Annotated in this window: 21 protein-coding genes; 15 read left to right on the top strand and 6 right to left on the bottom strand. The window is 67.3% G+C overall.

Annotation, left to right across the window (positions count from 1 at the left end; translation table 11 throughout):
* Positions 1–73 precede the first annotated feature (73 nt).
* The 3 genes from ACTOWK_RS01285 (at position 74) to ACTOWK_RS01275 (ending at position 4401) form a co-directional block, all read left to right on the top strand.
* A complete protein-coding gene (locus ACTOWK_RS01285) occupies positions 74–1030 on the top strand; it encodes a TauD/TfdA family dioxygenase (RefSeq protein ID WP_441328402.1) in 957 nt (318 codons plus the stop codon).
* A 50-nt stretch (positions 1031–1080) separates the two neighbouring features.
* Positions 1081–3333, top strand: coding sequence for a DUF5916 domain-containing protein (locus tag ACTOWK_RS01280; protein WP_441328401.1), 2253 nt, complete (start codon positions 1081–1083; stop codon positions 3331–3333).
* 66 nt (positions 3334–3399) lie between these two features.
* A complete protein-coding gene (locus ACTOWK_RS01275) occupies positions 3400–4401 on the top strand; it encodes a TauD/TfdA family dioxygenase (protein WP_441328400.1) in 1002 nt (333 codons plus the stop codon).
* A gap of 71 nt (positions 4402–4472) precedes the next feature.
* Here ACTOWK_RS01275 and ACTOWK_RS01270 read toward each other — a convergent pair whose 3' ends face one another.
* Entirely contained in the window at positions 4473–5009 is a 537-nt protein-coding gene (locus ACTOWK_RS01270; RefSeq protein ID WP_441328399.1) for a nuclear transport factor 2 family protein, read from the bottom strand.
* A gap of 158 nt (positions 5010–5167) precedes the next feature.
* Here ACTOWK_RS01270 and thpR point away from each other — a divergent pair, with 158 nt between their 5' ends.
* Positions 5168–5752 (top strand): RNA 2',3'-cyclic phosphodiesterase, encoded by a 585-nt coding sequence (gene thpR / locus ACTOWK_RS01265; protein ID WP_441328398.1) that lies wholly within the window; start codon positions 5168–5170, stop codon positions 5750–5752.
* Positions 5753–5797: 45 nt separating this feature from the next.
* The gene (locus ACTOWK_RS01260) at positions 5798–6412 is read left to right on the top strand and encodes a YdeI/OmpD-associated family protein (RefSeq protein ID WP_441328397.1); all 615 of its coding nucleotides are present in this window, start codon (positions 5798–5800) and stop codon (positions 6410–6412) included.
* Between the two features lie 314 nt (positions 6413–6726).
* Here ACTOWK_RS01260 and ACTOWK_RS01255 read toward each other — a convergent pair whose 3' ends face one another.
* The 3 genes from ACTOWK_RS01255 to ACTOWK_RS01245 all read right to left on the bottom strand — a co-directional run bounded on the left by ACTOWK_RS01255 (position 6727) and on the right by ACTOWK_RS01245 (position 11138).
* Positions 6727–8106: an esterase-like activity of phytase family protein gene (locus ACTOWK_RS01255; protein ID WP_441328396.1), complete on the bottom strand. Its 1380-nt coding sequence runs from the start codon at positions 8104–8106 to the stop codon at positions 6727–6729.
* A gap of 52 nt (positions 8107–8158) precedes the next feature.
* The gene (locus tag ACTOWK_RS01250) at positions 8159–9076 is read right to left on the bottom strand and encodes an endonuclease/exonuclease/phosphatase family protein (RefSeq protein ID WP_441328395.1); all 918 of its coding nucleotides are present in this window, start codon (positions 9074–9076) and stop codon (positions 8159–8161) included.
* Between the two features lie 271 nt (positions 9077–9347).
* Positions 9348–11138, bottom strand: coding sequence for a M14 family metallopeptidase (locus ACTOWK_RS01245; protein WP_441328394.1), 1791 nt, complete (start codon positions 11136–11138; stop codon positions 9348–9350).
* A gap of 540 nt (positions 11139–11678) precedes the next feature.
* On the opposite strand from ACTOWK_RS01245, the gene ACTOWK_RS01240 reads away from it, so the two are divergent.
* The 4 genes from ACTOWK_RS01240 to ACTOWK_RS01225 all read left to right on the top strand — a co-directional run bounded on the left by ACTOWK_RS01240 (position 11679) and on the right by ACTOWK_RS01225 (position 15610).
* Entirely contained in the window at positions 11679–12305 is a 627-nt protein-coding gene (locus ACTOWK_RS01240; protein ID WP_441328393.1) for a glutathione S-transferase family protein, read from the top strand.
* Positions 12296–13024, top strand: coding sequence for a hypothetical protein (locus ACTOWK_RS01235; protein ID WP_441328392.1), 729 nt, complete (start codon positions 12296–12298; stop codon positions 13022–13024). The genes ACTOWK_RS01240 and ACTOWK_RS01235 overlap by 10 nt, the downstream gene beginning before the upstream one ends.
* Positions 13025–13239: 215 nt before the next feature.
* The gene (locus ACTOWK_RS01230) at positions 13240–14877 is read left to right on the top strand and encodes a POT-type proton-dependent oligopeptide transporter (protein ID WP_441328391.1); all 1638 of its coding nucleotides are present in this window, start codon (positions 13240–13242) and stop codon (positions 14875–14877) included.
* Positions 14878–14989: 112 nt separating this feature from the next.
* A complete protein-coding gene (locus ACTOWK_RS01225; protein WP_441328651.1) occupies positions 14990–15610 on the top strand; it encodes a rhomboid family intramembrane serine protease in 621 nt (206 codons plus the stop codon).
* 103 nt (positions 15611–15713) lie between these two features.
* Here the strand turns inward: ACTOWK_RS01225 and ACTOWK_RS01220 are convergent, their stop codons facing one another.
* The gene (locus ACTOWK_RS01220) at positions 15714–15911 is read right to left on the bottom strand and encodes a hypothetical protein (RefSeq protein WP_408953379.1); all 198 of its coding nucleotides are present in this window, start codon (positions 15909–15911) and stop codon (positions 15714–15716) included.
* A 247-nt stretch (positions 15912–16158) separates the two neighbouring features.
* Between ACTOWK_RS01220 and ACTOWK_RS01215 the strand changes: the two genes are divergently transcribed.
* The 5 genes from ACTOWK_RS01215 to cfa all read left to right on the top strand — a co-directional run bounded on the left by ACTOWK_RS01215 (position 16159) and on the right by cfa (position 21234).
* Positions 16159–17676: a hypothetical protein gene (locus ACTOWK_RS01215; RefSeq protein ID WP_441328390.1), complete on the top strand. Its 1518-nt coding sequence runs from the start codon at positions 16159–16161 to the stop codon at positions 17674–17676.
* 79 nt (positions 17677–17755) lie between these two features.
* The gene (locus ACTOWK_RS01210; RefSeq protein WP_441328389.1) at positions 17756–18031 is read left to right on the top strand and encodes a GNAT family N-acetyltransferase; all 276 of its coding nucleotides are present in this window, start codon (positions 17756–17758) and stop codon (positions 18029–18031) included.
* 191 nt (positions 18032–18222) lie between these two features.
* The gene (locus ACTOWK_RS01205) at positions 18223–18936 is read left to right on the top strand and encodes a pseudouridine synthase (protein WP_441328388.1); all 714 of its coding nucleotides are present in this window, start codon (positions 18223–18225) and stop codon (positions 18934–18936) included.
* 109 nt (positions 18937–19045) lie between these two features.
* Positions 19046–19873 carry a DUF3298 domain-containing protein gene (locus tag ACTOWK_RS01200; RefSeq protein WP_441328387.1) on the top strand — a complete coding sequence of 276 codons (828 nt, stop codon included), beginning with the start codon at positions 19046–19048 and terminating at the stop codon, positions 19871–19873.
* Positions 19874–20097: 224 nt separating this feature from the next.
* Positions 20098–21234: a cyclopropane fatty acyl phospholipid synthase gene (gene cfa, locus ACTOWK_RS01195; protein WP_441328386.1), complete on the top strand. Its 1137-nt coding sequence runs from the start codon at positions 20098–20100 to the stop codon at positions 21232–21234.
* A 126-nt stretch (positions 21235–21360) separates the two neighbouring features.
* Here the strand turns inward: cfa and ACTOWK_RS01190 are convergent, their stop codons facing one another.
* Entirely contained in the window at positions 21361–22803 is a 1443-nt protein-coding gene (locus tag ACTOWK_RS01190; protein WP_441328385.1) for an amino acid permease, read from the bottom strand.
* A gap of 259 nt (positions 22804–23062) precedes the next feature.
* On the opposite strand from ACTOWK_RS01190, the gene ACTOWK_RS01185 reads away from it, so the two are divergent.
* Entirely contained in the window at positions 23063–24355 is a 1293-nt protein-coding gene (locus ACTOWK_RS01185) for a glycerophosphodiester phosphodiesterase family protein (RefSeq protein WP_441328384.1), read from the top strand.
* The last annotated feature ends 141 nt before the right edge of the window (positions 24356–24496 follow it).

Here is a 24496-nt window from a genome sequence, read left to right as displayed (position 1 = left end):
CCGCCGCGCCAGACGCGACGCTGCACGCACAGTATTCGAACGCTACGGATTTCAAGAACGACAGGGACCTGCCATGAACGTCAACGCGCTGTTCAACTCCGACCACCATCCGATCGTGATCACCCCCGCCGGCGATGCCAGCCAGGCGGTGCTGCACGATTACCTCGTCCAGAACCGCGATCAGGTCCAGGCCTGGTTGCTCAAGCACGGCGGCGTCCTGCTGCGCGGGTTTCAGCTCAACGGCGCCGAGGATTTCCGCGCCTGTTCCGAGCGCCTCGGCGCGCAGGCCTTCGACTACATCGGCGGCAACTCGCCGCGCAGCCGTGTCGCCGCCGACGTCTACACTTCGACCGAATATCCGGCCAGCGAAGTGATCAGCCTGCATAACGAGATGTCCTACCTGCCGCGCTGGCCGCGCCGGCTGTTCTTCCACAGCGTGATTCCGGCCGCCTCGGGCGGACAGACCTCGCTGGCCAACAGCAGCGACGTGCTGCGCGCGGTGCCCGACGAGATCGTGCGCAAGCTGCGCGAGCGCGGCATCAACTACGTGCGCAATTTCCAGTCGAGCATCCCGCTCGGCAAGAACTGGCAGACCACCTACCAGACCCAGGACCGCGCCGAGGTCGAGAGCATCGCCGCCGAGCAGGGCTCGACCTGCCGTTGGCAGGCCGACGGCGTGCTGCGCGTGACCACGCGTTGCGATGCCTTCGTGACCCACCCGCAGACCGGTCAGGAGGTGTGGTTCAACCAGGCCGAGCAGTGGCATCCCTCGGCGCTGAATCCGCAACTGCGCAGCATGTACGAGCAGATGGTCGGCAAAGGCAATCTGCCGCACGAGTGCGAGTACGGCGATGGCGAGCCGATGGAAGAGGAAGCCCTGGCCGAGGTCCGTCGCGCGCTCGATGCCAGCAAGCTGCTGTTCGACTGGCAGCGCGGCGATCTGCTGATGATCGACAACATCCTGATGATGCACGGCCGCGAATCGTTCAAGGGAGAACGCAAGACGCTCGCCTACCTGTCCGAGACCTGATCCGGACCCGACGCGCCACGCCTTCTTCCAGCCCCACCTTTGGACACCACATGACTGCAGATTTTCCCGCCTCGCGACTGCGCGCCGGTTCGGTGCTGATGCTGACCCTCATGGTCAGCGCGCCGGCCTGCGCCTCGATCGTGATCGACGGCAAGCTCGACGAAATCGAATGGGAACAGGCCAAGCGCTACGACGACTTCAAGGTCACCGAGCCGTATCGCCTGACCGCGCCGGACACCGGCAGCGGCACCCAGGCGCGTCTGCTGTCGACGCCGGACGGCATCGTCGTCGCCTTCGTGCTCGAACAGGCGCCGGCATTCGCGCGGGTCAAGCCGCGCCTGGAGCGCGACCAGGAGGACGTCATCGACGGCGTCAACTTCATGGTCGATTTCGACGGCGATGGCCGCACCGCCTACACCTTCAGCGTCGGCCTGTCGGGTTCGATCATGGACGGCGTGGTGACCAACGAGAACGTGCCCAATTACGACTGGGACACTGACTGGAGCTGGGCGGTCGAGGAGACCGAGAACGGCTGGCAGGTCGAGATGCTGATCCCGTGGACGGTGGCGCCGATGCGCGGCACGGATTCGGCCAGTCGCAATATCGCGGTGTATTTCAGCCGCGTGCTCGGCGGCAACGGCGAGCGCCAGTCCTACCCGGCGGTGTCGATCGAACGCGGCCGCTTCGTCTCCGGCTTCGAGCGCCTGGAGATTCCGCAGTACCGCAAGGCCTTGCTGCACTTCTGGCCCTACGTCACCGCCAACCACGACATGATCACCGGCCGGACCAAGTACAACGGCGGCGTCGACCTGTTCTGGAAGCCGTCGCCGCGCTTCCAGTTGAGCGCGACGGTGAATCCGGATTTCGGCCAGGTCGAATCCGACGACCTGGTGATCAACTTCGATGCCGTCGAGACCTTCTTCAGCGACCGGCGCCCGTTCTTCACCGAGAACCAGGGCATCTTCGACCTCAGCACGCCCGACCAGGGCCGGCTGATCCACACTCGCCGCATCGGCGGCGATGCCGACGACGGCAGCGGCGCCAGCGACATCGACGCGGCGATCAAGCTCAACGGCTCGCTCGGCCGGCTCAGCTACGGCGTGCTGGCGGCGACCGAGGACGGCGAGGCCGGCCGCGATTTCTACGCGGCGCGTTTGTTGTTCCCGGTGCACGACAAGCTCAGCATCGGTTGGCTCGGCACCGACACCGAGCGCCCGTTCCGCGATCGCAGCGCGCAGGTGCAGGCGGTCGACATGAGCTGGCGGCCGAGCGATGCGCTGGTGATCAACGGCCAGGTGCTCGGCAGCTTCATCGAGCAGCGCGGCCGCAAGGTCAACGACAGCGGCGCCTGGATGCGGATCAACTGGACGCCATCGGAAAGCTGGCGCTATCGCCTCGAAGCCAATCACGTCGGCAACCAGCTGGACTTCAACGACTTGGGCTACCAGCGCCGCGCCAGCCTCAACGAGGTCAAGCTCGCCGCCGACTACGTTCACCGGGTCAAGGACGAGGACGCCAACCTGCGCAGCGTGCGCTGGTTCGCCGACCTGCAGGCACGCAGCAACGACCGCGGCGACCGTCTGCCGACCACGTTGGCGATCGTCAACAACTACAACTACCGCAGCGGCAACCGCCTCAACTTCAACGTCAGCCTGATCAGCTCCGGCTGGGACGATTTGATCTCGCGCGGCAACGGTCTGTGGAAGCGTTCGCAGCGTTATCGCTCCGAAGCCGAGTTCGTCAGCCGCCGTTACGGCGACTGGACCTACGGGGCGGCGCTGTCGATGCTGCCGCAGGGCCTGTCGGGCAAGGCCACGCCGGAGCTCGAACTGAGCGCGGTCTGGTACCCCAACGACGACTTCAACGCCCAGTTGATCTTCAGCCCGGACCGCGGCAGCGACTGGCTGATCTGGGAAGACGGACGCAATTTCGGCCGCTACTCGCGGCGCGGCGACTACGCCAGCCTCAACCTGAGCTGGTTCCCGGGCCTGCATCACGAGGTGCGCCTGAAGACCGAGTGGGCCTCGGTGCGGGCCGACGGCGGCCAGGGCTACCTCCTGCAGCCGAACGGGCAGATGCTGGCGAGCGGGCAGGCGAGGGCGGACTTCGACGTCAACAACTTCGGCCTGCAGCTGCGCTATCGCTATCTGCTCGGCCCGCAGTCGGACATCTTCGTGGCCTATTCGCGCGGCGGCTCGACCTTCCTCGAACGCGATCCGCTCGGCACTTACGACCAATTCACCGACGCGCTGGAACTGCGCGATTCCGACCAACTGCTGGCCAAGATCCGTTACCGGTTCTGAGCCGCGCCAACATCGTCATGCGCCGCGGCGGCTACCGCGACGCAACGTTTTACAGGAGTACCGGCCATGCATGCTTTCAAGGAAACCGCGCTGTTCGCCGACGGCCGCGCACCGCGCGTATTCGAACCCGGCGCCGGCGAACGCGATCTGGCCGCGTTCGTGTCGGCGCGCCGCACATTGATCGAAGAGCGCCTGCTCGAACACGGCGCCTTGTTGTTCCGCGGTTTCGACGTTGCCAGCGTCGCCGACTTCGAGGGCTTCGGCGAAGCGGTGTCCCCGCGTGCGCTGGACTACACCTATCGCTCGACCCCGCGCAGTTCGGTCGGCAAGGGCGTGTTCACCGCCACCGAATACCCGCCCGACCAGGAGATCGCCCTGCATTGCGAGAACGCCTATCAGCGCGACTGGCCGCTGAAGATCGCGTTTTGCTGCCTGGTCGCGCCGCAGAGCGGCGGCGAGACCCCGATCGCCGACATGCGCCGGGTCGCGGCGGCCATCGGCGAGGAACGGATGGACCGTTTCGAGGCGCGGGGCGTGCGCTACGTGCGCCACTACCGGCCCTATGTCGATATTCCCTGGGAAACCGTGTTCCAGACCTCCGACCGCGGCGAAGTCGCGCGTTTCTGCGAGGCCAACGGCATCGTCCACGAATGGCTGGACGCGCAGACCCTGCGCACCGCTCAAACCAACCACGGCACGGCGCGACACCCGCTGACCGGCGAACGCGTGTTCTTCAACCAGGCGCATCTGTTCCACGTCAGCAATCTGGGCGCCGAAGTCGCGACTTCTTTGCTCAACATGTTCGGCGCCGACCGGCTGCCGCGCCATGCCTATTACGGCGACGGCGGCGAGATCGCGGCCGAGGACCTGCAGGCGGTGCGCGAGGCCTTCGCCGGCGCTTCGATCCGTTTCCCCTGGCAGGTCGGCGACGTGATGCTGCTCGACAACATGCAGATGGCGCACGGACGCAAGCCGTTCGGCGGGGCGCGCAAGATCGTTGCCAGCCTGCTGGATGCATATTCGGAGCGCGCTTCGAGCGAGCCGGCGCCGGTCGCGGCGACGGCTTAGGCGAATGCGGCGCCGTTCGCGGCGGTCTCAGGCGATAGCGCGGTGCTCCCGGCGTGGGCCGGGAGCATGACTCACTCGAGCGGGTAGGAGGAGTAGATCACCGCGTTGATCTTCCAACCCTGTTCGGTCTTGACCAACTGCCAGGCTTCCTGGCCCTTGCCGGTCATGCGCTCGTCTTCGAGGAAGACGAAATCGAAATGCACGCTGGCGATGGCGCCGTCGGTGTCGATCTTGAGGTTGGAGAACTTCTCCTCGAAGCGTTCTTTGCCCTGGCCCATCTGCTCGGCGAACTCGACGTAGGTGCCGGGTTCGAGCTTGTTGAGCTTGGGGTTCTTGGCCTTGCGCTGGCGGAACTCTTCGTCGGAGGACACCAGGATCCAGGAGTTGTGTTCGGGCAGGAACAGGCTCTTCAAGGTGGCCGAGTCCTTGGCGATGATCGCGGCCTTGAAGGCCTCGACGATGCCCTCGATTTCGCGCCTGGCTTGCGCTCGTCGGTCCTGCTCGTGGGTGTCGGAGCCCTGTGGGGCCGCGGCCGGCGCGGTCTGCGCCTGGGCGTGCAGGGACAGCGCCAGAAAGGCGAGGGCGCAGAGATTCAGGATCGACTTCATGAGGGACTCCATTCGCTGGGGGACGCCGCCGCTACGGGCTGCGCGAGGTTTTCGGACCGCCAGCCGGCGGCCCGCCCATCATGCCCCAGCGCCTGTATGGCGGCGTCGACCCAGTTCGCGTAATGGGCAGGCCGCGGCGGCCGCTTTACACTGCCGCCATGCATCAAGACTCGCTGTTCGCGGCCCCGGCCGCCTCGTCCGATATCCATCGATTGTTCTTCGCCCTGTTGCCCGATGCGGCGACCCAGGCGCGCATCGCCGATGCCGCCGCGGCTCTGCACCGCGAGCACGACGCCGGCGGGCGCCTGATCGGCGCGCACCGTTATCACTTGACCCTGCAGTTCCTCGGCGACGCCTCCGAGTTCCAGCCCGAGCGCGCGGCGCGTGCGCAGGCGGCCGCGGCCAGCCTGGCCCTGCCGGCGTTCGATCTGCGGCTCGACCGCGCCGGCAGTTTCCGCAACAAGTCGATCCCCTGGTGGCTCGGCAGCGAGCGCACGCCGGAGGCCCTCGACAACTTGTTTCAACGGCTCGGCGTGGCCCTGGCCAAGGAAGGCGTGCGGGTCGAGTCCGGGCGCGCCCTGGTGCCGCACGTGACCATCGTCCGGGACGCGGTCCGTCCCCTGCATCCGCCGGTCGCCATCGAGGCGATCGACTGGCGCGTCGATGCTTTCGTGCTGATCCACAGCCAGCTCGGCTCGCGCAACGCCTACGACGTGCTGGGCCAGTGGCCGCTGACGGCGTGAGCGGCGCAGAATAGGGCCTCATCGCCAGACCGACGGTCGACCGCCATGAGCCACCCCGATCCGCGCATCGACGCCTATATCGCCAAGGCCGCGCCGTTCGCGCAGCCGATCCTCGAACACCTGCGCGCGGTCGTACACGCGGCCTGTCCGCAGGTCGAGGAAGCGATCAAGTGGGGCATGCCCAGTTTCGTCTACTGCGGCAAACTGATGTGCAGCATGGCGGCGTTCAAACAGCACGCCACCTTCGGCTTCTGGCAAGGCGCGAACATCGTCGGCGCGCAGCAGTCCGCCGATAGCGATGCGATGGGCCAGTTCGGCCGTCTGGGCAAGATCGGCGACTTGCCCGGCAAGCGCGAACTTACTCGGCTGGTGAAGCAGGCGATGGCCTTGATCGAGGCCGGGGTGGCGCGGCCCACGACCAAGCGTGCGCAAGCCAAACCGCCGGTCGAACTGCCCGCGGATTTGGCCGCCGCGCTGGCGTTGAAGAAAAACGCGAAAGCCAAGGCCACCTATGAAGCGTTTCCGCCGAGCCAACGACGCGAGTACGTCGAATGGATCGAGAGCGCGAAACGCGAAGCAACCCGCAAGGCGCGGGTGGCCCAGGCCGTGGAGTGGATGGCCGAAGGCAAGGTACGCAATTGGAAGTACATGGCGAAGTGAGGGGACGGGCGAAAAGCAAATCCCCCCAGCCCCCCTTTTCCAAAGGGGGGAACAGCACGGGGAGTTGGGCATTTCTGCTGGCTGCCACTCGCCGCGTAGCCGCGACAATCTGCCCCCTTTGAAAAAGGGGGCGGGCGCCCGGCGTTGCGCGCATGGAGCGACTGTTCCATGCAGCGTGGGGGATTTGCTTTCGTTCGGATTTGCGCCGGCCATGCCACTGAGCAAAAAGCAAATCCACCCAGCCCCCCTTTTCCAAAGGGGGGAACAACTTGGGTTGCGTCGTCTGGCCGCCGGAGTATCCGTTCCGGCCCGACTCAGCGACGGAAATCGACCGCGAAGGCGATCAGGGTGCCGGGGATGCGCGCCTTGCCGGCCGGGCAATCGGCATCCAGCGGAACCTGCGCGCGTTCGCCGCTGCTGCGGTCGACGCAAACCTCGAACTGCTCGCCGGCGCCGCTCTGGGTCACGCTGTAGTCGTTGTCGCTGCCGATCAGCACCAGATGCTTGCCGTTGCGCAGGCGCGGGCCGATCGCCAGGCCTTCGAGCTTCTCGGGGATGTCGCGAACGCCGGCGTTGCGCAGGGCGGCCAGGATGTCGAGTTCGGGCGCCTTGTCGACCGGACGCACGCCGGCAGGCAGGTCGTTGCTGCCGGCCAGCGACTGCGTGGCGACATTGCTCGCACCGCGCAGGGAAATGCGATACACGCGCTTGTGGATTGGCGCGGCGGTGACTTCGACGCCGAGGCCGCGGTTGTCGCGTTCCAGCACCAGGAAGTCGCGGTCGCTCAAGGCGTGGATGGCGCTGAGGCCGATGCTGCGGCCCTGGTGGGTCGCCGAGAAATCGTCGTCGCTGGACGGGTCGAGCGCGTTCAGCGCGGCGATCGACTCCAGTTGGTAGACGTACTGGGCGTTGGAACGGCCGCTGCGCAGGTCGAACTCGACGATGCGGACGTTGCGGCTGCGGCGGCCGTCGTTGTTCGCGCCTTCCTGCACCAGCGGGTCTTGCATCACGGCGTAGAGCTTGTCGCCGGAGGGGGTGATGGTGAGGCCCTCGAAGCCGCGGTTGTCCTGGCGTCCGCTGACCACGAGCTTGCGGTCGCCGACGTAGTCGAGCCGGCCCTGGGCGTTGCGCGGCAGCAGATTGGCGGGCGTGGCGAAGGCGCGCAGGAAGCGGCCGTTGGGGGCGAATTCGTACACGCTCGGGCCGTATTCGTCGGCAACGTAGAAGTGGCCGTTGCGGCCGACGGCGAAGCCTTCCGGGTCGAAACTCAGGCCGAGTTTGGCGGCGTCGCCGTTGAGCAACTGCGGGTTGAGGCCGTTGAGGCTGTCGCCGCGGCGCGCGCTGAACAACACGGTCTTGTCGACGATGGGCTGACCGATGCGGCCGCTGCGGCGGTCGTAGGCAATGCGCAGGCGCTGCACGCGGGTGGCGTAGTCGATCACGCCACCGCCGGGGCCGCGGTCGGACAGGGCGTACCAGTAGCCGTCGCGCGGGTTATAGCTCAGGTCGGAGTAGAAGCCGAAGCGGTTGAGGTTGGCCTGGTCGGGCGTGCCCGGCGGCAGACGCACCGCGTCGCGCTGGGTCGCCGGGGTTTCGACGAGGTCGGTCAGCGACCAACGAGCGGCGAGGGCGGGGGCGGCGAACGCGGTCGCGGCGCAGGCGAGCAACAACGAAGTCAGGGTCGAACGGATCATGCGGGGCTCCGGCAGGGGCGGGGGAACCCACCCACGCTAGTCGCCGCAAGTGTCAGTTCGGTGACGCGGGCAGGCTCACGATGCGCGGCCGGGTACGCAGTTTGACCAGCACGCCGAAGTGGTCCGACGGCCAGACGCCGTCGTGGTTTTGATTGAGCACGACGCGGGCCTCGACGAGCTCGAAGCCGACCGGGTCGTAGAAAACGTGGTCGATGCGCTGCGCCGGCAGGTAGGCGGGGTTGAGCGTGGTGTGGGCGGCGATATTCCCGGAGGCATCGGGGTGGGCGTTGCCGTAGGCATCGCGATAACGCGCGGCCAGCGCCTGCAGTTCCGGCGAGTCTGCATCGCTGTTGAAGTCGCCGGCGACGATGACGTAGGCGCCCTGTGCGTTGGCGTCGATGAAGTCGAGCAGGCTCGATACCTGTCTGGCGCGGATCGCACCGCCGCCCTGGTCGTTGTGCAAGTGGGTGGCGTAGATGTCGATACGGGTACGCGGCACGCCCGCGCGCAGCCGCGCATGCGCGGCAGTGCGGTAGTCGTCGAGCGGTTCGAGCTTGCGCATCTCCAGCGTTTCGCTGCGCTTGCGGGTGAGGATGGCGTTGCCGTAACGGCGCGCCGCATCGGCCGGGTCGACCGAGACGAAATGCGCCCGATAGCCGAGCGCGGCGGCGAGGTCCTTGGCCTGGTTGCGCAGGCCGTCGCGTTGCAGCACTTCCTGCAGGGCGATCACGTCCGGCTTCAGGCGTGCGATCTCGGCGACGATCATGGCGCGGCGCTTGGGCCAATCGCCTTTGTCGTGCCAGAGGTTGAAGCTGAGCACCGTCACCGTGGTCGCGCGGGTTTCGATGGGCGGTGCTTTTTCCGCGGCGACCGCCTGCGACGGCAGGACAGTGGAGGCCAGCAGCGTGACGAGTGCGGAGGCGAAGGCGCGCCGGGGCTGCGTGATCGCGGAGGAAGGGAAGGTTCGCATGCAGCGCGACGCTCCGATCGGGACAAGCGCCGAGGATAGCGTGGCCGATGTGAATGATCGGACGGACGGCTCGACTTCGGCAGGCGGCGATGCAACAGGGTAGGAGCGGCGCAAGCCGCGAGCTCGTTCCGGTCGCCATGCGATACGGGTTGGATCGTCGCTTCGACGGTCGCGGCTTGCGCCGCTCCTACAAGGGCGACGGCATAAAAAAACGCGCGGAGCCGCTCGGGCTCCGCGCGTTCAGAGTCGTTATTTCAGGACCTGCCGACGATTAGCGCAGCGTCTGCTGGGTGCGCAGCACCGGGTACTGGTTGTAGCGCGTGTCCCAGGCCGAATGCAGGCGGTAGAAGAATTCCAGGCGTGCCTGCGGGCTCTTGGCGAAGGCCGGATCGTTGTTGATCTTCGCTTCGAACTCGGCCTTCAGCTTCGGGTCCTTGGTCAGCATCTCGCGCGCCACTTCTTCGGCGACGTAGTCCTCCATGTACTCCTTGCGCTCGAAGGCGTTGTTGAACTCGCCCCAGGCCGCGAGCGAGTCGGGCGCCTGCGGTTCCAGCAGGGACATCGCCAGGCGCGCCTTGGGCTGGGTGATCGGCACGAACAGCGCGCCGGCGGTCAGGCTCTGAGTTTCCGGCTTCCAGGCGCCGCTGAGGGTGGCGCGCTGATGGCCTTCGACCGATTGCGCGGCGAACTCGGTCTTGTCGGAACGGAAGGTCTCGACCTGCGCGTCCTTGAGCGCGGCGCCGAGGCGGCGATAGTTCACGCCGTGCTGATCGAGCTTGGCCGCGACCCACGGTGCCTGCGCGGCCGGCACCAGGTAACCGCCGCGCGGGGCTTCGACCACGAGGCTCGGCTGGATGTCGTACTTCAGCTTTACGTTCCAGACCTCGGGCTTGGTCTCATCGTAGCGCGTCATCAGCGCGCCGGAGACTTCCGAAGGTGTGCGCGTATAGGCGTAACCGCGGAAGGCGACGTCGCGGGTCTTGTCGGTGGCGCGGTAGTCGAGCGCGACCGGCTGGCCGCCGAGCGCCTGCGCGCGCTGGTCGGCGGCCAGGGCTTCGCGGCGCCAGTCGCTGCCGTTGCTGGCGACCAATTCGAGTACGTCCACTATCGTGTTGCGGGTGATCCGCACGCGGGTCGGATAGTCCTTCCACGAATGCGTTTCGACCAGCATGCCCAGGCGATTGCGCAGCGGGATATAGCCGTGGGAGAAACGCGGCGGCGGCACCGCGTCCTCGAAGCCCGAGGCCGGGTTGTCGGATTCGATGAAGGACGGGTAGAACGACACCGGCAGCGAGCCCTGCTTGGCGAGGCGCTCGATCACACCGTCGCGCAGGGCGAGGCCGGCCGGGCGCAACGCGGCGTCGCCGGAGTGCACCGGTTCGACCTGGATCGAAACGTCGTGTTCGAACTTGGCGCCGTCGGTGACGTGCAGGTCGACGTAGGCGAGCGGGTCCCAGCGGCCGAACAGCTTGAGCATGGCCTGCATCTCGGGCGCATCGGCCTTGAGATAGTCGCGGTTGAGGTTGTAGTTTTGCGCAGTGGTGCGCCAGCCCATTTCCTCGGGGCCGCGCTGATTCGGGCGGTTCCAGCGGCCGAAGCGCTCGTGACCGTCGACGTTGAACACCGGCACGAACAGCAGCACTTGTTTGTCGAGCGCGCCCGGCGCGGCCTCGCCGTCGAGGATCTGGCGCAGGGCGAGGAAGCCCGCATCCTTGCCGTCGATCTCGCCGGAGTGGATGCCGCCCTGGATCAGGGTGACCGGCAGCGACTTGGCCCGGGCCTGCGCCGGCGTGAACGCGCCGCTGCGGGTCGCGACCAGCAGTTTCATCGGCCGGCCTTCCGGCGTAGTGCCGAAGTCCTCGCAGCGCACCGCGTCGGGGTAGCGCTTGGCGAAGGAGGCGCACATTGCGATCACTTCGTCGTAGCGGCCGGTCTTGAGGAAGCCGCTGCGCTCGGCGACGGTGGTCAGGGCATCGGTAGCGGCTGCGGCCGGCAGCGAGGCGGTAACGGCGGCCGCGAGCATCGCGGCGACCAGGACGGTACGTGAGGCGGTACGTGGCATCGGATCGGTTCTCCCCGGAATCGCTCCGCATGGTAGCGAAGAACCGCACCTCTGGATTGGCCGCAGGCGTCCGATCGGCGCCGAAACGGCAAGACTGCTGACAGCCTGCTGTCAGGATCGATGCTTGGGGTTGGAGATTGGGGGCGGTGGCGATGCGAGCATGCTGCGTGGCGCTGCAATGGTCGCTACGAGTGCAGAGCAAATCCCCCTCGCGATGGATTACGCCACTGCATCGGACTTGCGCAGCGCGCAGCCCCCTCTCCAAAGGGGGCGAGTTTCAGCGGTGGCGACTTTTAGCGGAGCGTGTTCCAGGGGGACGTGTTTCGGGGGGCGCGAGTTTCGGGCGGGGCGTTTCGGGGGTGCGACTTTCGCAGCGGCGACAGTCCGAGAGGCGACTCCATGCGAAGGCGACTCATCCCCGATCTCGCCCGTGCCGTCCCCCCCTTTGGAAAAGGGGGGCAGGGGGATTTGCTTCAGCTCCTCAACCCGCAACCGTCATCGCTCCCCTAGACTGTCGCCCTCACTTCCGGAGTCCTCCGCATGTACGCGCTCTATTACTCCCCCGGTACCGCCAGCTTCGTCGTCCATTGGCTGCTCATCGAGATGGGGATCGAGCATGAATTGCGCCTGGTCGACATCGACGCCCGCGCGCACAAGAACGCCGAGTACCTGGTGTTGAACCCGAACGGGGTGGTGCCGACCCTGATCGTCGACGGCCAGCCGCGCTACGAGGCGGCGGCCCTGGCGATGTTCCTCGCCGATCGCCATCCGCAGGCCGGCCTGGCGCCGGCGCTCGACGATCCGCAGCGCGCCGAATACAACCAGTGGATGTTCAACCTCGCCAATACCCTGCAATCGCCGCTGCGGTTGTGGTGGTATCCGTGGGACGTGCAGGCCGACGACGTGGCGGTGCGCATCGGCGCGCAAGCGCGCATCGAGGCCACCTGCGAACGCCTGGACGCGCAACTCGCCAAGCAGGGCCCGTACCTGCTCGGCGAGCGCCTGAGCGCGGCCGATTTCTACCTGACCATGCTGATGCGCTGGACCCGCAAGATGCCGCGGCCGGCGCACGACTGGCCGCACCTGGGCGCGTTCGCGCAGCGGATGAAGGCGCGGCCGACCTTCGCCGCCGTGTACGAGCGCGAAGGGTTGACCGAATGGGCTTGAGGGGCGGTGCAGCGATAGCGCTTGGCCTGTGCCTGGCGCTGTCGGGTCCGTTCGCGGGTGCGACCGGCAAATCGGTGGTGCAAACCGGCGTCGCGACCGTACAACCGCTGCGCAGCGCGGTCGGCGGGATACAGCCGGCCGAGTGGACCGCGCGCTGGTGGCGCTGGACGCGCAGCTTCCCCGACGGCCTGCAGCCTTATCTCGACCGCGACGGCAGCCGCTGCGCGATGGGCCAGGACGAAGACGGGCCGGTGTGGTTTTTGGCCGGTACCGACGGCCGTTTCAATGCGAAGCGGCGTTGCCGGATTCCGCTCGGCAAGCATGTGCTGGTGCCGCTGATCAATATGTATTACCACGCGCCGCGTTTCGGCCGGTACGCGCATACCTGCCAACAAGTGAAGGCGCAGGTCACGCTCAACAACGACCGTCTGGTCAGCGCCGTAGTCGTGCTCGACGGCCGGCGCCTGGACCGCAACGGTTCGATGCGCCTGACCACGGCGAAATGTTTCGACCCCTTCGCCGCAATCGACGCGGCCGGTCCGTCGGACGGCCCTTATCACGCCGCGGCCGACGGGTACTGGGTGATGCTGCCGCCGCTGTCGCCCGGGCGCCATCGCCTGAGCATCGGCGCCAACTACGGCAGCGACGAGGACCCGGACTTCGGCCGCATGATCCAGAACTTCGAGTACGAGCTGGAGATCGGCGAGCCGGCGGTATGACGCCGCCGGTCGTCTGAACGGGGCAACGGACAAGGCCTGCCCGCGGCGGTCCGGACGGCCGCGGCCGTGGCCCCTGAGCCGGCGCGTGCGGTCAGGCCGGCCGCCGGGGCGATCGGTTAGGCTGTAGGGCTGGACCGCCTGGCCGCCGTCGCGCCCGGGTCCAGCGGGGGCGCCTATCGACCGCCTCCGCGCCCGACCGCCGAGGACTGCCGTAGATGAGCCAAGCCGCCACCGCCCCCGCCACCGCCGATTCGCAGGGCAAGATGCCCCGCCAGATCGGTTTCATCATCGGCAACGAGGCGGCCGAGCGCTTCAGTTTCTACGGCATGCGCAACATCCTGACCTCGTTCCTGGTCGGGACCCTGCTGCTGGCCTCGACCTCCGACCTGGCCGAGCGCGAACACCTCGCCAAGGAGGTGTTCCACAGCTTCATGATCGGCACCTATTTCTTCCCCTTGCTGGGCGGCTGGCTGGCCGACCGCTATTTCGGCAAATACAACACGGTCATCTGGTTCTCGCTGATCTACTGCGCCGGCCACGCCTGCCTGGCGATGTTCGAGCACAGCCAGGCCGGCTTCTATACCGGCCTGTTCCTGATCGCGTTCGGCGCCGGCGGGATAAAACCCCTGGTGGTGTCGTTCTGCGGCGACCAGTTCGACCAGAGCAACAAGCACAAGGCCAAACTGGTCTTCGATGCCTTTTATTGGACGATCAACTTCGGCTCGCTGTTCGCCTCGCTGCTGATGCCGATCTTCCTGCGCGAGTACGGCCCGAGCATCGCCTTCGGCATTCCCGGTGCGCTGATGTTCCTGGCCACGCTGATTTTCTGGCTGGGCCGCAAGCGTTACGTGCGGGTGCCGCCGACCCGCGACGCGCCCGATCCGGATTCGTTCTTCAACGTCGCCCGCACCGCGCTGAGCACCCGCGTGGCCGGGCAGGGCAACCCCGGCGCGATCGTCGCCGGCCTCGGCGTGGCCCTGGCGGTCGGCGCGCTGTCGTTGACCGCGGTGCCGGCGATGGGCTTCGTCAAGAGCGCCTGCCTGGCGCTGGGCCTGCTGATCGGTTTCGGCGGCTACGGCATTTCCCTGCAGCTCGACCGCGCCCGCGGCAAGCACCCCGACGCCGCGGTCGATGGCGTGCGCGCGGTGCTGCGCATCCTGATCGTGTTCGCCTTCGTGACCCCATTCTGGTCGTTGTTCGACCAGAAGGCTTCGACCTGGGTGCTGCAGGGCCAGAAGATGTTCGTGCCGACCGACTTGTGGTGGTGGCCGACCTGGTTGATCTCCGGCGAAGGCGGCGCGCGCGCGGCGGCCTCGCAGATGCAGGCGATCAATCCGTTGCTGGTGATGCTGTTGATCCCGTTCAACAACCTGCTGCTGTACCCGGCGCTGCGCCGCATCGGCCTGCACCCGACGCCGTTGCGGCGGATGGGTTTCGGCATCGCCATCTCCGGCCTGTCCTGGATCGTGGCCGCGGTGCTGCAGTTGTATATGGACGCCGGCCACCCCATGTCGCTGGCATGGCAGGTCCTTCCCTACGTGCTGCTGACCCTCGGCGAGGTGCTGGTCTCGGCGACCGCGCTGGAGTTCGCCTACAGCCAGGCCCCGCACGCGATGAAGGGCGTGATCATGGCGCTGTGGTACCTCACCAGCACCTTCGGCAACCTGTGGGTGATGCTGACCAACGCCGCGGTGCGCAACGAAGCGGTAACCACGCATATCGCCGCGACCGGGCTCAGCGAGAACGCCTTCCTGATGTTCTTCTTCGCCGGGTTCGCCTTCGTCGCGGCGGCCGCGTTCGCCTTGTACGCGCGCAGCTATCCGATGCAGGACCACTACCGCCAGGCCGCGTGAGCGAGCCTGCGGTCAGCGCCAGCCCCCATCCGAACCCGCCCGGCGCCGCCGGGCGATCCGACCTGAGCGATTCCGGCCCGGCCGGACCCGCCGACGAGAACCCGAGCCGATGCTGATCACCCTCATCCTGATCGCCGTGACCGCGCTGGTGTCGTGGCAAGCCTTCGAAAAACGCAGCCTGTACGAACGCCTGGTGCTGTGGCCGCCGGGCGTCGCGCGGTTCCGTCAATACGACCGCCTGTTGACCCACGGCTTCGTGCATGCCGACTGGATGCACCTGCTGTTCAACATGATCACCCTGTATTTCTTCGGCGGCGCGGTCGAGCGCCTGTTCGGCGAACTGGTCGGGCCGTTCGGCTACGCCTTCTTCTATCTGTCGGCGATCGTGGTCGCGATCCTGCCGAGCTATCTGCGCCATCGCAAGGATGCCGGCTACGTCAGCCTCGGCGCGTCCGGCGCGGTGTCGGCGGTGTTGTTCGCCTTCGTGCTGATCAACCCCTGGAGCTGGATCATCGTGTTCGTGATCCCGGTGCCGGCCATCGTCTATGCGATCGCCTATGTCGGTTATTCGTATTGGATGGACAAGCGCGGCCAGGGCAACATCAACCACAACGCGCATCTGTCGGGCGCGATCTACGGCGTGCTGTTCATGCTGCTGATGGAGCCGCAGGTGTTCTGGGTGTTCCTGCAGCGGCTCGCGAGCCCAAGCCTGCCGAACTTCTTCGGCGGCTGAGAAGGCGGCAGCGGCCTTCGCCGCTGCCATGTCGTATCGCCGCGTCCCCGGATTGCGGCTTTGCGAACGGCGGCTCAGGCCGCCGTTGCCGTTTGAGCGATGCTCAGGACAGGAGCAGTGCGGGCGTGGTGGCCTTGTCGTAGGCCTCGTCGCCGTACGAGGCGATCAGTCCCGCGTAGATCTGGGCATCGAGTCGGCGCAGTTCGGCTGCGTCGGGTTCGCCGGTGCGGGCCAGCTCGTAGAGACGGGTGATGACGGCTTCGGCCTGCTGGTCGTCGTCCTGCGGCTTGAAGTAACGCATTTGAGACCCCCTTTGGTTTTACTGTGTGACGTACTTCACATTGAAGCACATTCCATGCCAGCGATTTCAAGGGGTTTGAGCGTTCAAAAGTGACACATCGTGTCAACACCGGGCGGTCAGGATCAGGCGGCTGACGTCGAGGGGCGAGTCTCACCTTTGCTCACCCGTCATGAAGGTCGCACGTGTTAACAAATCAGCACGGTCCTTGGGGTGACCGCTCATCCGGAAAAACCGACAGGAGCAGGGCATGGCGATCAAGAAAGCCGGCAAGTCCGTCAGCAAGTCAGTCACTAAAACGTCAGGCAAGAGCGCCGCGGGCAAGAGCACGAAGCGCGCAGGCAAGCAGGTCGTGCGCAAGGCTGCCAAGACAGCCAAGAAAATCGCAGCCAAGAAAACCACGGTCACGAAGAGTGCGGCTACGAAGAGCGCAGCGGACAAGCGCGCGGCGACGAAGACCGTCGCCAAGAAAGCGGCAACCAAGAAAGCCGTCGCCAAACAGGCCGCAAGCAAGAAAGCGCCGGCGAAGAAGGCCGCGGGCAAGACCCCGACCAAGCAGGCGGCGGCCAAGAAGACCGCTTCCAACAAGACCGTCTCCAAGAAAGCCGGCGCCGGCAAGACGGCGAGCAAGAAGGCGAATGCCAAGAAAATCGTCGCCAAGAAAGCGAGCGTCAGGAAAGTACCGGCCAAGCCGGCTTCTTCCAGGCCCGCCGCGAGCAAACCGGCCGCGAGCAAGAAAGTAGCGAAAAACACCGCGAAAACAGCATCGGCGAACAAGGCTGCAGGCGCCAGGAGCACGGCCAGCCAGGCCGCATCGAACAAGCTTGCAAGGCCAGGCATCGCCGCGAAACAGACCACGAGCAAGCAAGCCGCGCTGGCAGCCACCAAACCTGCAGTCACCAAGCCTGCAGTCATCAAGCCGGCCGCCGTGAGCAAACCCGCCGCAAGCAAGACCGGCCTAAGCCGACCTGTCGCAAGCAAGCCCGTCGCCAAGCCATCGAGCGCAAGCGCACGGCGCGACGACAAGGCCGTGCAGAACCTCGGCAGCGCATCCGTCGCCAACAAGGCGCCGGCAGCGCGTGCGCCCCGACCGCGGGCGGTGACGCCGGCGGCACCGTTGGCGCCGCTGATCGACAGTCGCATCGCCGCGGTGACGCCGACCGATGCAGTCGTCGACACGCCCTTGGTCGCGACGCCCGCAGTGACCGCGCTGCCCAAGCCCGCGGCCAAGCCGCGCAAGGCCAAGAAGACGGCCGATGCCCCGGCCGCCGGGTCGTCGGCGGCGAGCTCGCTGGTGGCGTCCGCGGCCGCTTCAGGGTCGGCGGCGCCGGCTTTGCAGGCCGAGGCTCACCGCTCGCGGGCGTCGCAGTCGCCGGGCGCGGCCGGAAGCCTGGCCGCCGCCGGAGCCGCCGCCGAAGCCGAGCCGGCCGGCGCCGATGCGCCGGGACGCGAGGACGAGGCGGCCATGGAGGCGGCCGAGGCCGCCGGCAGCGGCGACGAGGAGGGCGGCCGTCCGCGCATCACCCCGGAACAGGCCCTGGCCAACACCCGCCAGTTGCTGGAGGCCAAGCAAGAGCACGCGCGCGAGCCGCAGCCCTGGCAGCAGCTTGAGCCCAAGCACGGCCAGGTGCCGCAGCCGGGGCCGCAGTCGCAGGCTGCGGCGCAAAAGGCCGAGGAATTGCACGCCGCGGAAAGCCGGATGGACGCCATCCAGGGGTCGATCGGCACCCAGGACCGGCACAACCAGGGCAAGCGCGATAATCGCTGAGCCCCGACCGGCGGGCAGGACATCGGGCCGAGCCTGGCCCGATGTCCGACCCGTCCTCACTCGCATTGCAGGTAGACCCATGGCCGTTTCCGTCCGCCACGTTCCCGACCAACAGCGTTTCCTCACCGAAGTCGACGGGGTGCAGGCGCTGCTCGAATACCACCTCAACGGCGACCAGCTCGTCATCACCCACACTCTGGTGCCGGATGCGATCGGCGGCCGCGGTATCGCCGGCGACCTGGTCAGGGCGGCGTTCGAGCATGCCCGCCAGGCCGGCTACAAGGTCCGCCCGGCCTGTTCCTATGCGGCGGCCTGGATCCAACGCCACCCGGAATACACCGAGCAACTGGGCTGAGCCTCCGCGGCGCGGTGCGGCCGAGGCCATCGTGCCGAGACGCCCGGGCCGGGCGTCTGGGCCGCCCGGCCGGGCGCCGGCGACGCTCGCGGGCCTGAACCGAGCGCGGCCGGGGGTCGCCAAGCCGGCGCGGCTGTGCCAGCCTACGCGCCCTTCGCCCGTCTGCTGCCGGTTTCCGGCATCCTGTCTTTATGCGTCTGAACAAACACATCAGCGACACCGGTTTCTGCTCGCGCCGCGAGGCCGACCGGTTGATCGCCGAAGGCCGGGTCACCGTCAACGGCATGCGCGGCGGCATCGGCGCGGAAGTCGGCGAGGGCGACGAGGTCCGCATCGACGGCGAGGTCCTGCGCGCGCGCGCGGTGGTCAAGGGCAAGCGCCAGCACGTCTACATCGCGCTCAACAAGCCGGTCGGCATCGTCTGCACCACTGAGTCGACGGTCAAGGAAAACATCGTCGACTTCGTCGGCCACGAGCGCCGCATCTTCCCGATCGGCCGCCTCGACAAGGATTCCGAAGGCCTGATCCTGTTGACCAGCAACGGCGACATCGTCAACGAGATCCTGCGCGCCGAGAACAAGCTGGAAAAGGAATACCTGGTCGCGGTGAACCACGAGGTCACCCCCGAGTTCCTGCGCGGCATGGGCCGCGGCGTGCCGATCCATGGCCAGACCACCTTGCCGTGCAAGACCGGCAAGCTCGGCCGCTTCGGTTTCCGCATCGTGCTGGTGCAGGGCTTGAACCGGCAGATCCGCCTGATGGCGGCGCACTTCGGTTTCCGGGTCAAGCAACTGCTGCGCGCCCGCATCGGCAACGTCAAGCTGGGCCATCTCAAGCCCGGCCAATGGCGCAACCTGACCGACCAGGAACTGCAAGGGCTGCTGCCTCAGCGCAACGAGTGGTGAACGGCGCCGCGCACAGCGGCGGACCGAAGGCGATCTAGATGTAGACGTCACGCTTTGCGCGATAATGTCGCGCGAAACGACCATGGACGTCTGCCAAAAGGATTGCTGTATGAAGCGTGTCATCGCCGTCTCCCTGCTGGCCCTGGCCCTGGCCGCCTGCAAGAAAGAAGCCTCGCCGCCGCCGGGCGTCGCGCCGGCCGATCCGGGTGCGGCCTTGCCGGCGCCGGTCGCCGTCGCGGACGCACCGATCGAGCTCAAGGAAGTCGTCGAGACCACGCCGAACTACGTGGTCGGCATCACCTACGACACCCAGGCGGCGAAATACCCGGGGTTGGCGAAAGAACTCAAGGCCTACGCCGACCGTGCGCGCGCCGAGCTGATCGAGTCGGCCAACGGACGCACCGCGAAAGAGAACCCGTCGCCGTACGAGTTGTCGTTGACCTTCAACGACCTCCTCGACACCCCCGACCTGGTCGCGGTGTCCGCCGACGGCAGCAGCTACACCGGCGGCGCCCATGCCGCGCCGCTGATCGCGCGCTTCGTCTGGCTGCCCAAGCAGAACAAGCAGCTCACCGCCGCCGAACTGGTGCCGCAGAAACAAGGCTGGGATGCGATTTCGCGCTACGTCCGCGAACAGCTGCATTCGGCTCTGTCGCAGCGCATCGACGCCGACGACCTGGCCCCGGCGGTGCGCGCCGAACAGATCGAGACCGGCGGCCGCATGATCGACGACGGCACCGCGGCCGATCCGGCCAACTTCGCGATGTTCGAACCGGTCAAGGCCGCCGACGGCAAGCTCAGCGGGCTGAAGTTCGTGTTCGCTCCCTACGAGGTCGGGCCGTACTCGGACGGCACCCAGACCGTGGAAGTGCCGGCCTCGGCGCTGCTGCCGCATCTGGCGCCGCAGTACCGTGCGATGTTCAGCGGCGGCGGTTGAGCGTCGCCGCCGCCGTGCCTGGGTGGACGAACATCGGCTGAGCGCCGCGCGAAACGGCCAAGCCCGGCACAACGCGCGGCGCGGCGTTTGTTATCGTGCCGGCGATGCGGCACGGCGGTACGAAGGTCTTGCCCAGGAGCGTCGTCTCAGGAAGAGCGCGGGTCCGCCCATCGTCGTGGCCCGCAGGCAGTGCCGTGCGTTTCAACGAACGAGCCGAGGCCGAAATGTCCGTTGCGTCGCTGCGTAAACGAGTCGAAGGGTTGCTGGAACTGGCCGACGTGCGCGTCGGCGGCCAACGGCCCTGGGACATCCGGGTCGAAGACGACGAGTTCTACTCCCGGGTGATGGCGCAAGGTTCGCTCGGCCTGGGCGAATCCTACATGGACGGCATGTGGCATACCGATTCGCTCGACGAGATGCTGGTGCGCCTGATGCGCGCCCATGTCGACGAGCAGGTCCACGGCTGGGCGGCGATTCTCGACGGCCTGCGTGCCCACCTGGTCAATCTGCAGAGCCACCGCCGCAGCTTCACCATCGGCGAGCGCCATTACGACCTCGGCAACGACCTCTACCGGGCCATGCTCGGCAAGCGCCTGGTCTACAGCTGCGGTTATTGGCGCGACGAAAGCGGCCAGCCGCTGCGCGACCTGGACGCGGCCCAGGAGGCCAAGCTCGACCTGGTCTGCCGCAAGCTCGGCCTGCGCCCCGGCATGCGCGTGCTCGACATCGGCAGCGGTTGGGGCGAGGCCTTGAAGTTCGCCGCCGAACGCTACGGCATCCGCGGGGTCGGCGTGACCGTTTCGCGCGAGCAGGCCGATCTGGCCGGGGAACTCTGCGCCGGGCTGCCGCTGGAATTCCGGCTGCAGGATTACCGCGAGCTCGACGAGCCCTTCGACCGGGTGTTCTCGCTGGGCATGTTCGAGCACGTCGGGGTCAAGAACTACGACGTCTATTTCGACGTCGCCCGGCGCTGCCTCGGCCGCGACGGCCTGTTCCTGCTGCACACGATCGGCGGCAACCGCTCGGTCACCCATTCCGACCCGTGGATCGCCAAGTACATCTTCCCGAACTCGATGCTGCCCTCGGCCATGCAGATCGCCGAGCACGTCGAAGACCGTTTCGTGATCGAGGACTGGCACAACTTCAGCGCCGACTACGACCTGACCCTGCAGGCTTGGCGCGACAACGTCGAGCGCGGCTGGGAGCATCTGGATGCGGCGCGCTACGACGAGCGCTTCCGGCGCATGTGGCGGTTCTACCTGGCCGCGTCGATGGCGACCTTCCGTAGCCGCCATGCGCAGCTGTGGCAGCTGGTGCTGTCGCCGGAAGGCGTACCGGGCGGTTACGTCGCGCCCAGGTGAAGCGAGAAGTGAGCAGGAGGAACGAGCAGTGAATGGGGAGGAGTGAGAAGTGAGCGAAAAGCCGCTCTTGCCCTTACTCACTCCTCAGTCCTCTCCACTCATTCCTCTCAACTCACTCCTCTCAACTCACTCCTGCACCTCGGCCGCCAGCTTGCTGTGGTGGATGCCGTAGGCGAAATACACCACCAGGCCCAGGCTGACCCAGATCAGGAAGATCAGCCAGGTGATCGCGGCGAGCTCGGACAGCAGCCAGATCGAAAACGCGATACCGATCAGCGGGATCAGCGGCACCAGCGGGGTGCGGAAGGCGCGGTGCAGGTCGGGCTTGCGCACGCGCAGCACCCACACCGAGGCGCAGATGATGATGAAGGCCGAGAGCACGCCGATGTTGACCAGCTTGGCGACCTCGCCGATCGGCAGGAAGCCGGCGACCAGCGCGGTGAACACGCCCAGCACGATGGTCGGGCGGTGCGGCGTGCCGTACTTGGGATGGATCTTGGCGAACCAGCCCGGTAGCAGGCCGTCGCGCGACAGCGAGAACCAGATGCGCGCCGCGCCGAGCATGAAGGCGAACAGCACGCTGGCGATGCCGATCACCGCCGAGATCGAGATGGCCGCGGCGATCCACGGCAGGCCGAGGCGGGTGAAGGCTTCCGAGACCGGGGCGTCGCCGCCGAGGGTCGTATAGGGCGCGATGCCGGTCAGCACCAGCGACACCGCCAGGTACAGCGCCATCGACACGCCCAGCGACAGCAGCACCGCGCGCGGCAGATCGCGTTGCGGGTTCTTGGACTCCTCGGCAGCCGTGGTCAGGGTGTCGTAGCCGAACACCGCGAAGAACACCACCGCGGCGGCGGTCGCCACGCCCTGCAGGCCGAAGTGGCCGACCCCGTTGGCGTCGACGACGCGCTCGGGGATGAACGGCACCCAGTTGGCCGGGTCGATGTAGAACGCGCCGACGCCGATCACCAGCACCACTGCGACGACCTTGATCGCGACGATCAGGGTGTTGAAGCGCGCGCCCCATTCGGTGCGGAACACCAGCAGCGCCGACACGCCGAGCGTGGCCAGGGCCGCGATCAGGTTGAACACCCGGCCTTCGCCGGTGCCGATGGCGCCTTGCGCCCAGACCGGCAGATGGAAGCCGGCGCTGCCGAGCAAGGCCTGCACATAGCCGGACCAGCCAATCGCGACCACCGCCACGATCAGCGCGTATTCGAGCAACAGGTCCCAGCCGATCAGCCAGGCCGGCAATTCGCCGAGGGTGGCGTAGCTGTAGGTATAAGCGCTGCCGGTGACCGGGATCATGCCGGCGAATTCGGCATAGCACAGCGCCGCGGCGGCGCTGGCGATGCCGGCGAGCAGGAAGGCGAGGGCGACGGCGGGGCCGGCGTTGGTCGCGGCTTCGTGGCCGGCGAGAACGAATACGCCCACCCCGATGATGCCGCCAATGCCGATCGCGGTGAGCTGCCAGAGCCCGAGTACGCGGCGGAAATCCGTACGCTTGCTGGCCTCGGCCTGCAGTTGTTCCACCGACTTGTGCCGGAATACCTTGGCCACCAGGCTCATCGAACGCTCTCCCCGAATGATCGCCGCATCATAGCGGCTGCGGCGGGTCGCGCCTCAATACGGGACCGTTCTGGGGCCGGATCGTCAAATCGCGGCAATGCCCGGGCCGGATGATGGCGGGTCGGGCGCGGCCTTCGCACCTGTGCTGGCGGCCATGGCGCCGGCTCGCGAACGCTCGAGGCGGCACGCGGACCGGCATGGACCCGCACGGACATACACGGATGCACACGAACTTGTGGAGAATCGATCGGTGAAGCGCATGACATCTCTTAGACTGGCCTGGATCGTCTGCGGCGCGCTGGCCTGCGCGGCTGCGGACGCCGCCCCCGTCGCCGCCCCGGAGCCTTCGTCCGCCGTGCACACCGCCGCCGCTCCGCGCCTGATCGTGATCGCCCACCGCGGCGCCAGCGGCTATCGCCCCGAACACACGCTCGAGGCTTATCGGCTGGCGATCCAGCAGGGCGCCGACTTCATCGAGCCGGACCTGGTCGCGACCCGCGACGGCGAACTGGTGGTGCGCCACGAGAACGAGATCTCCGGCACCACCGACGTCGCCGACCACCCCGAGTTCGCCGACCGCCGAGTCAGCAAGGTCATCGACGGCGAGACCCTGACCGGCTGGTTCACCGAAGACTTCACCCTGGCCGAGCTCAAGACCCTGCGCGCGCGCGAACGCATCCCGCAGATCCGTCCAGGCAACCGACGCTTCGACGGCCAGTTCGAGATCGCGACCCTGCGCGAAGTGATCGCCCTGGCCAAGCAGCACAGCCGCGACGGCCGCGTCATCGGCATTTATCCCGAGACCAAGCATCCGACCTGGTTCGCCCTCGAAGGCAAGCGCATCGACGGCACCCCGATCCACGTCTCGCTCGGCGAAAAGCTGGTGCAGACCTTGGTCGCCGAGGGCTTCACCGACCCGGCCCGGGTCTATATCCAGAGTTTCGAAGTCGCCAACCTGATCGAACTCAAGCGCACGATCCTGCCGAAGGCCGGCATCGACCTGCCGCTGGTGCAGTTGTACGGCGACTTCGAGCGCGACCGCCCCTATGACTTCGTTTATCACCTCGCGCACGGCAGCGACCTGGGCGCGATCTACGGCGACCTCGGCGCGGCGCTCCCGGGCGGCATCGGCGCCGGCACCGGTTATGCGGCGCTGACCGAAACCGCGGCGCTGAGCTGGATGCGGACCCACTACGTCGCCGGCCTGGGCCCGTCCAAGAGCAGCCTGCTGCCGCGCGTGGCCTTGCCGGCCAAGCGCGATGCCGACGGCGACGGCCACGCCGTGCTGGCGACGCGCAATACCGGCTTTGTCCATCCGGTGCTGGGCCGCGCCCTGCAACTCGGGTTGCAAGTGCATCCGTACACCGTGCGCGCCGAGGAACCCTTCCTGACCGAAACCGCCAACGGCGTGGCCCAGAGCGCGCTCGGCGAAGCGCTGCAGCTCTACAGCCTGGGCGTGCAGGGTTTCTTCATCGACCAACCCGACATCGGCGTGGCCGCGCGCAAGCTGTTTCTCGAACACAGCCGGATCGATCGGCGTCCGACGCCCTGAGCGCCGCCGTGCCGGCGCTTTGGGGTAGGAGCGGCGCAAGCCGCGACACAGCGAAGCGGTGAAATATCACGTCTTCGTCCGCAGCCCGGGGCTGTGACATGCGAAAGAACAAACGTCGATTATCCGGGCTTCGGTTACGGC

The organism is Lysobacter sp. CA196 (assembly GCF_052078695.1).
Lineage (GTDB): Bacteria > Pseudomonadota > Gammaproteobacteria > Xanthomonadales > Xanthomonadaceae > Lysobacter.
Note: the sequence above shows the minus strand (reverse complement) of the source record. Positions and strands in the feature narration are given on the sequence as shown.

Bases quoted from the DNA above. Each gene is read 5' to 3' on its own strand.
- ACTOWK_RS01285 (WP_441328402.1), top strand. From the start codon at position 74: ATGAACGTCAACGCGCTGTTCAACTCCGACCACCATCCGATCGTGATC.
- ACTOWK_RS01280 (WP_441328401.1), top strand. From the start codon at position 1,081: ATGACTGCAGATTTTCCCGCCTCGCGACTGCGCGCCGGTTCGGTGCTG.
- ACTOWK_RS01275 (WP_441328400.1), top strand. From the start codon at position 3,400: ATGCATGCTTTCAAGGAAACCGCGCTGTTCGCCGACGGCCGCGCACCG.
- ACTOWK_RS01270 (WP_441328399.1), bottom strand. From the start codon at position 5,009: ATGAAGTCGATCCTGAATCTCTGCGCCCTCGCCTTTCTGGCGCTGTCC.
- thpR (WP_441328398.1), top strand. From the start codon at position 5,168: ATGCATCAAGACTCGCTGTTCGCGGCCCCGGCCGCCTCGTCCGATATC.
- ACTOWK_RS01260 (WP_441328397.1), top strand. From the start codon at position 5,798: ATGAGCCACCCCGATCCGCGCATCGACGCCTATATCGCCAAGGCCGCG.
- ACTOWK_RS01255 (WP_441328396.1), bottom strand. From the start codon at position 8,106: ATGATCCGTTCGACCCTGACTTCGTTGTTGCTCGCCTGCGCCGCGACC.
- ACTOWK_RS01250 (WP_441328395.1), bottom strand. From the start codon at position 9,076: ATGCGAACCTTCCCTTCCTCCGCGATCACGCAGCCCCGGCGCGCCTTC.
- ACTOWK_RS01245 (WP_441328394.1), bottom strand. From the start codon at position 11,138: ATGCCACGTACCGCCTCACGTACCGTCCTGGTCGCCGCGATGCTCGCG.
- ACTOWK_RS01240 (WP_441328393.1), top strand. From the start codon at position 11,679: ATGTACGCGCTCTATTACTCCCCCGGTACCGCCAGCTTCGTCGTCCAT.
- ACTOWK_RS01235 (WP_441328392.1), top strand. From the start codon at position 12,296: ATGGGCTTGAGGGGCGGTGCAGCGATAGCGCTTGGCCTGTGCCTGGCG.
- ACTOWK_RS01230 (WP_441328391.1), top strand. From the start codon at position 13,240: ATGAGCCAAGCCGCCACCGCCCCCGCCACCGCCGATTCGCAGGGCAAG.
- ACTOWK_RS01220 (WP_408953379.1), bottom strand. From the start codon at position 15,911: ATGCGTTACTTCAAGCCGCAGGACGACGACCAGCAGGCCGAAGCCGTC.
- ACTOWK_RS01215 (WP_441328390.1), top strand. From the start codon at position 16,159: ATGGCGATCAAGAAAGCCGGCAAGTCCGTCAGCAAGTCAGTCACTAAA.
- ACTOWK_RS01210 (WP_441328389.1), top strand. From the start codon at position 17,756: ATGGCCGTTTCCGTCCGCCACGTTCCCGACCAACAGCGTTTCCTCACC.
- ACTOWK_RS01205 (WP_441328388.1), top strand. From the start codon at position 18,223: ATGCGTCTGAACAAACACATCAGCGACACCGGTTTCTGCTCGCGCCGC.
- ACTOWK_RS01200 (WP_441328387.1), top strand. From the start codon at position 19,046: ATGAAGCGTGTCATCGCCGTCTCCCTGCTGGCCCTGGCCCTGGCCGCC.
- cfa (WP_441328386.1), top strand. From the start codon at position 20,098: ATGTCCGTTGCGTCGCTGCGTAAACGAGTCGAAGGGTTGCTGGAACTG.
- ACTOWK_RS01190 (WP_441328385.1), bottom strand. From the start codon at position 22,803: ATGAGCCTGGTGGCCAAGGTATTCCGGCACAAGTCGGTGGAACAACTG.
- ACTOWK_RS01185 (WP_441328384.1), top strand. From the start codon at position 23,063: ATGACATCTCTTAGACTGGCCTGGATCGTCTGCGGCGCGCTGGCCTGC.